This is a genomic window from Corynebacterium sp. (assembly GCF_022712195.1).
GTDB lineage: Bacteria > Actinomycetota > Actinomycetes > Mycobacteriales > Mycobacteriaceae > Corynebacterium.
Genome location: NZ_JALAGY010000022.1, coordinates 1 through 4,296, shown reverse-complemented (window position 1 = coordinate 4,296; position 4,296 = coordinate 1). Strand labels below are relative to the sequence as shown.

Genomic DNA, 4,296 nt, shown 5'->3' with positions numbered 1-4,296 from the left:
GTGGGCGCACCACATGTTCGTCACCGGTGCGGTGCTGCTGCCGTTCTTCAGCTTCATGACCTTCCTGATCGCCGTGCCCACCGGCATGAAGTTCTTCAACTGGCTGGGCACGATGTGGAAGGGGCGGATCACCTTCGAGACGCCGATGATCTTCGCGGTCGGCTTCTTCGTGACCTTCCTCTTCGGCGGGCTGACAGGCATCATGCTCGCCTCGCCGGCGCTGGACTTCCAGCTCTCGGACACGTATTTCGTGGTCGCGCACTTCCACTACACGTTGTACGGGACGGTCGCCTTCGCGTCCTTCGCGGGCGTGTACTTCTGGTTCCCGAAGATGACCGGCCGGATGCTGGACGAGAAGCTGGGCAAGATCCACTTCTGGCTGACCTTCGTCGGCTTCCACATGACGTTCCTGGTGCAGCACTGGCTGGGCAACATGGGTATGCCGCGTCGTTACGCCGACTACCTGGACTCCGACGGGTTCACCGTGCTGAACCAGGTGTCCACCGTCGGAGCATTGCTGCTGGGTGTCTCGGTGCTGCCGTTCGTGTGGAACGTGTTCAAGTCCTGGCGTTACGGTGAGGTCGTCACCGTGGACGATCCGTGGGGTTACGGCAACTCGTTGGAGTGGGCTACCTCCTGCCCGCCGCCGCGGCACAACTTCACCTCGATGCCGAGGATCCGTTCGGAGCGTCCGGCCTTCGAGCTGCACCACCCGCACATGGTGAAGACCGCCCGTGAGGAAGCGCACGTGGGACGCCACTTCTAGACTCCCACGCCCCGGAGGGGCTGCGACATGACGACGGCGCCGGTGGTCATCCGACCACCGGCGCCGACGTGTGTCCGGAGCTTGCGCCGGGGTCAGCGGATGAGCGCGAGGATCTGCGTGATCCAGCCCTTCTCGATGAGGAAGAGCACCGTCTTCAGGGCGGCCGGGTTCTCCGCAAGGAAGGAGAACACCGCGATGATGTCGCTGATGCTCACGCCGGCACCCTGCAGCGCCATGAAGATGGTGATGATGTCGCCCACGCTCACCCCTGCCTGGAGCAGTGCGGTGACGACCGTGACAGCGGCGCCGATCTCGCCGCCGTTGATCTCACCGAGGCTGCCGACGGCGTCGAAGGGACCGGCCTTCTCGCCGTTGAGGCTGCTGACCAGATCCGCGGGCAGCGAGGAGTCGGCGGAGGTGCCGGTGTCCTTCGACGAGTCGGCGACGGCCGTGGGTGCGAAGACGAGGGCGGGGGTGACGACGACGGCGGCGATGCCGGCCTTGAGGCGGCGGGAGACAGGTGAGAGTGCCATGGCCAATACTTTCTTCAGGTGAACTGGTGGACCTCGAACCATAGCAGCGCAGCGTGGGAGCCGTCCAAGGGGCGAGAGGGGCGGGGGAGGACGACGACGACCACGACAGGTGGAGAGGGCTACCGGCCCCGCCGTCCCGCTTCCGCCGTCCCGCTCCCGCCGCACGGACGGCCGCTCTGCCGCAGGGGCTGCGCATGACGACGATGAGCGGGAAAAAGGAGGCCACCGCGCTGTGCGGTGACCTCCGGAAGAGGGGCTGCAGGTCTGTTACTCGGCAGCGTCGGTGGAGTCGCCGGCGTTGTCGGTGTCACCGGCGTCGCCGGAACCGGAGGCGTCCTCGTCCCCGTCGCCGCCGAGGGACCCGGTGACCGAACCGATGACGTCGCCGACCGTGGCGTCCTCACCGTTGACCAGGGAGATGATGTCCAGGATGGTGTCGAGGGAGACGCCGCCGCCCACGATGTCGCTGATCACGCCGGCGACCTTCGACCAGTCCGCGTCGCCGAGGGAGGATGCGGCGTCCTCGGAGCCGATGCCCTCGGGCAGGGAACCGTCGGCGGAGCCCTCGGCGTCGTCGCCGGTGTTCTCCTCGGAGGAGGTGGAGGGGGCGGAGGACTCGGCTGCGGGGGTCTCGGCGTCCTCGGCGACGGCGGCCGGTGCGGCGAGGACCAGGGCGGGTGCCAGGGCGACGGCGGCGACGCCGGCGCGGGACAGGCGGGAGAGGCGGAGGGTGGAGAGACTCATGGTGGATCCTTTCGTGTGAGGGGTGGCTTACTGACTGCGAAGTGTAGGGGAGGTTCCGGAGCCTGTCCAGAGTTATGTGCGATCTGCATCCCCGCGACGTCCGATCACGAACTGCGCCCCGGCGGTGACGGGAAGGATGTCGTCGGTGGGGTACCAGGGGCGATCGTCGCGGGCGAGCACCACCGCGCCGTCGATGTCCCCGTAGGCGGCGATGACGTGGCGGCCGGGGTCGCCGAATCCGTGGGGGAGGGCCTCGCCGTAGCGTGCCGCCAGGTCGTCGCCTGCCTCGGCCACGTCGGGGACGCCCCTGCCGATCTCGGCGACGCCGAGCAGTACGGGGCCGTCCTTCCCGGAGGGGGTTTCCGGGGCGGCGCGGTCGGTGTGCTCGATGAGCTCCAGGACGGAGTTCTCCGGCCCGGTGAAGTAGACCGACCTGCTGGCCCAGTTGCCGCCCCGTTCGATGAGGGTGACGCCGTCGTCGTCCAGGAGGGGCCGTCCGGTGGCGGCCTCGACGTCGCCGGCGGCGTCCCCGATGGTGCCCGTGGGGACGGTGAAGGCCAGGTGGTGGCCGCGCCCCGCTGCCGGGTCGGGGGACGGGGGAACGTCGAAGCGTAGCGTTGTCCAGCCCACGGTGACGGCGCGGTCCCCGGCGGGCGGGGTTTCGAGGTGCTCCGACATCCATGAGACCCACCGGGAGGGGTCCTGGACCGGGAGGGTGATCTCGAGGAACTTCATGGTGCCGAGTGTAGGGCGATCGGGCAGGTGTCGCCGTGACAACTGATATGCCCTGTGAACTGCAGTGACGCATGATGTTGGCGTTCGCTGTCAATTCCCCCGGGGGCATCGCTTTTCCGGGCGGGCGGCTTGTACGGTCGCCGACGAACAGGAGGATTCCCCGAATGACACACTTCCGAAAGAACCGGAACCCGAAGATTCTGGCCGCCCTGGCGGCCGCCGTGGGCGTGACCGCCTCCGTTGCTGTCGCGCCGTCCGCCGCGGCGGACCCCGCCGGATGCTCCCGGTACCGCGACACCCCGGCACTGGAGTGCTCGGTGCACTCGCCGTCGATGGACCGGGACTTCAAGGTCGTGGTACGGCCGTCCCACACCGAAGGGAACCCGAAGGTCGCCCAGTTCATCGACGGTGCCGACTCCACGGACACCAACGCGTGGGTCACCGCCGGCGGGGCGCTGGACGCCCTGGAGGGGGAGGACGCCACCCTCGTCTTCCCTGCGATGGACCCGTGGAGCTGGGTGCAGGACTGGGACGGTGTGCCGGCGGCGCAGTTCGAGACCTTCATGAGCAAGGAACTGCCCGACTACCTGGACCACGAGTTCGGGGTGCCGAACGGGGGCCGGGGCACGACCGGTGTCACCGGGCTGAGCTCGGGGGCGTACGGCGCGATGAACCTGGCGTCCAAGCACCCCGACATCTACAGCTCGGTGTACGCGTTGAGCGGACTCTACGACCCGGGCATGCCTGTGCAGCGGGCGGTGACGGACGGGACGTCCACGCTGAACAGCGGCCATGACCGCGGCCCGTGGGGCGACGAGGGGTCGCGCGCCGAGAACAACCCCACGTTGAACATCGACAACCTCACCATGCCGGTGATCGTCAGTGCGTCGACGGGGATCACCAACTTCGCCGGTGACCTTGGTCCGGACCCGGTGGCGACGGTGGTCCGCGGTGGTCCGTTCGAGGCGGGCTCGATGGTGATGACCTCGGAGTTCCAGGCGCGTGCGGCGCTGGCGGGACGGGACAACATCGAGTTCAAGTACGACATCATCGGTGCCCACGCCTGGGACACCTGGCGTCGGGCGGCCTTCGAGCAGGGCAACATGTACACGTTCATGGACCGGATCTGACCGCATTTGACCGGGGCCGTGCGGCGTGGTGGGCCCCGAAAGGTCAGGAACGGGCGCTGAGCGTGACGGCGGTGCCGGACGCGCTGACCATCATCATGCCGCCCTGGCCGAGGTTCTCGTAGTCCAGGCTGACACCGACGATGGCGTCGGCGCCCATTTCTCCGGCGCGCTGGACCATCTCGCCGAGGGCGGCTTCGCGGGCCTGGAGGACCTCGCCCTCGTAGCCACGGCTGCGGCCGCCCACGATGTTGCGGAATCCGGCGCCGATGTCCTTGAACATGTTGATGCCCACGATCGTCTCCCCGGAGACGACGCGGAGGTACCCGGTGATGGTCTGGCCTTCGACAGTGTTGGTGGTAGTGACGATCATGGCTGTGCTCCTTGTGGC

At 68.2% G+C, this 4,296-nt stretch carries 6 protein-coding genes; 2 read left to right on the top strand and 4 right to left on the bottom strand.

Annotated elements, in window-relative coordinates; translation table 11 throughout:
- Positions 1-766: cbb3-type cytochrome c oxidase subunit I (locus tag Q0A34_RS02735; RefSeq protein ID WP_291478242.1), on the top strand; the 766-nt coding region annotated here is incomplete at its 5' end.
- Positions 767-858: 92 nt separating this feature from the next.
- Here Q0A34_RS02735 and Q0A34_RS02730 read toward each other — a convergent pair.
- The 3 genes from Q0A34_RS02730 to Q0A34_RS02720 form a co-directional block, all read right to left on the bottom strand.
- Positions 859-1,299, bottom strand: a complete 441-nt coding sequence (locus tag Q0A34_RS02730) for a hypothetical protein (protein WP_291478236.1) — start codon at positions 1,297-1,299, stop codon at positions 859-861.
- A 267-nt stretch (positions 1,300-1,566) separates the two neighbouring features.
- The gene (locus tag Q0A34_RS02725) at positions 1,567-2,043 is read right to left on the bottom strand and encodes a hypothetical protein (RefSeq protein WP_291478234.1); all 477 of its coding nucleotides are present in this window, start codon (positions 2,041-2,043) and stop codon (positions 1,567-1,569) included.
- Positions 2,044-2,115: 72 nt separating this feature from the next.
- A complete protein-coding gene (locus Q0A34_RS02720; protein WP_291478233.1) occupies positions 2,116-2,778 on the bottom strand; it encodes a VOC family protein in 663 nt (220 codons plus the stop codon).
- 164 nt (positions 2,779-2,942) lie between these two features.
- On the opposite strand from Q0A34_RS02720, the gene Q0A34_RS02715 reads away from it, so the two are divergent.
- A complete protein-coding gene (locus Q0A34_RS02715) occupies positions 2,943-3,908 on the top strand; it encodes an alpha/beta hydrolase-fold protein (protein WP_291478231.1) in 966 nt (321 codons plus the stop codon).
- Between the two features lie 43 nt (positions 3,909-3,951).
- On the opposite strand, the gene Q0A34_RS02710 is transcribed toward Q0A34_RS02715, so the two are convergent.
- Positions 3,952-4,278: a YbjQ family protein gene (locus tag Q0A34_RS02710; RefSeq protein ID WP_291478230.1), complete on the bottom strand. Its 327-nt coding sequence runs from the start codon at positions 4,276-4,278 to the stop codon at positions 3,952-3,954.
- Positions 4,279-4,296: the final 18 nt, after the last annotated feature.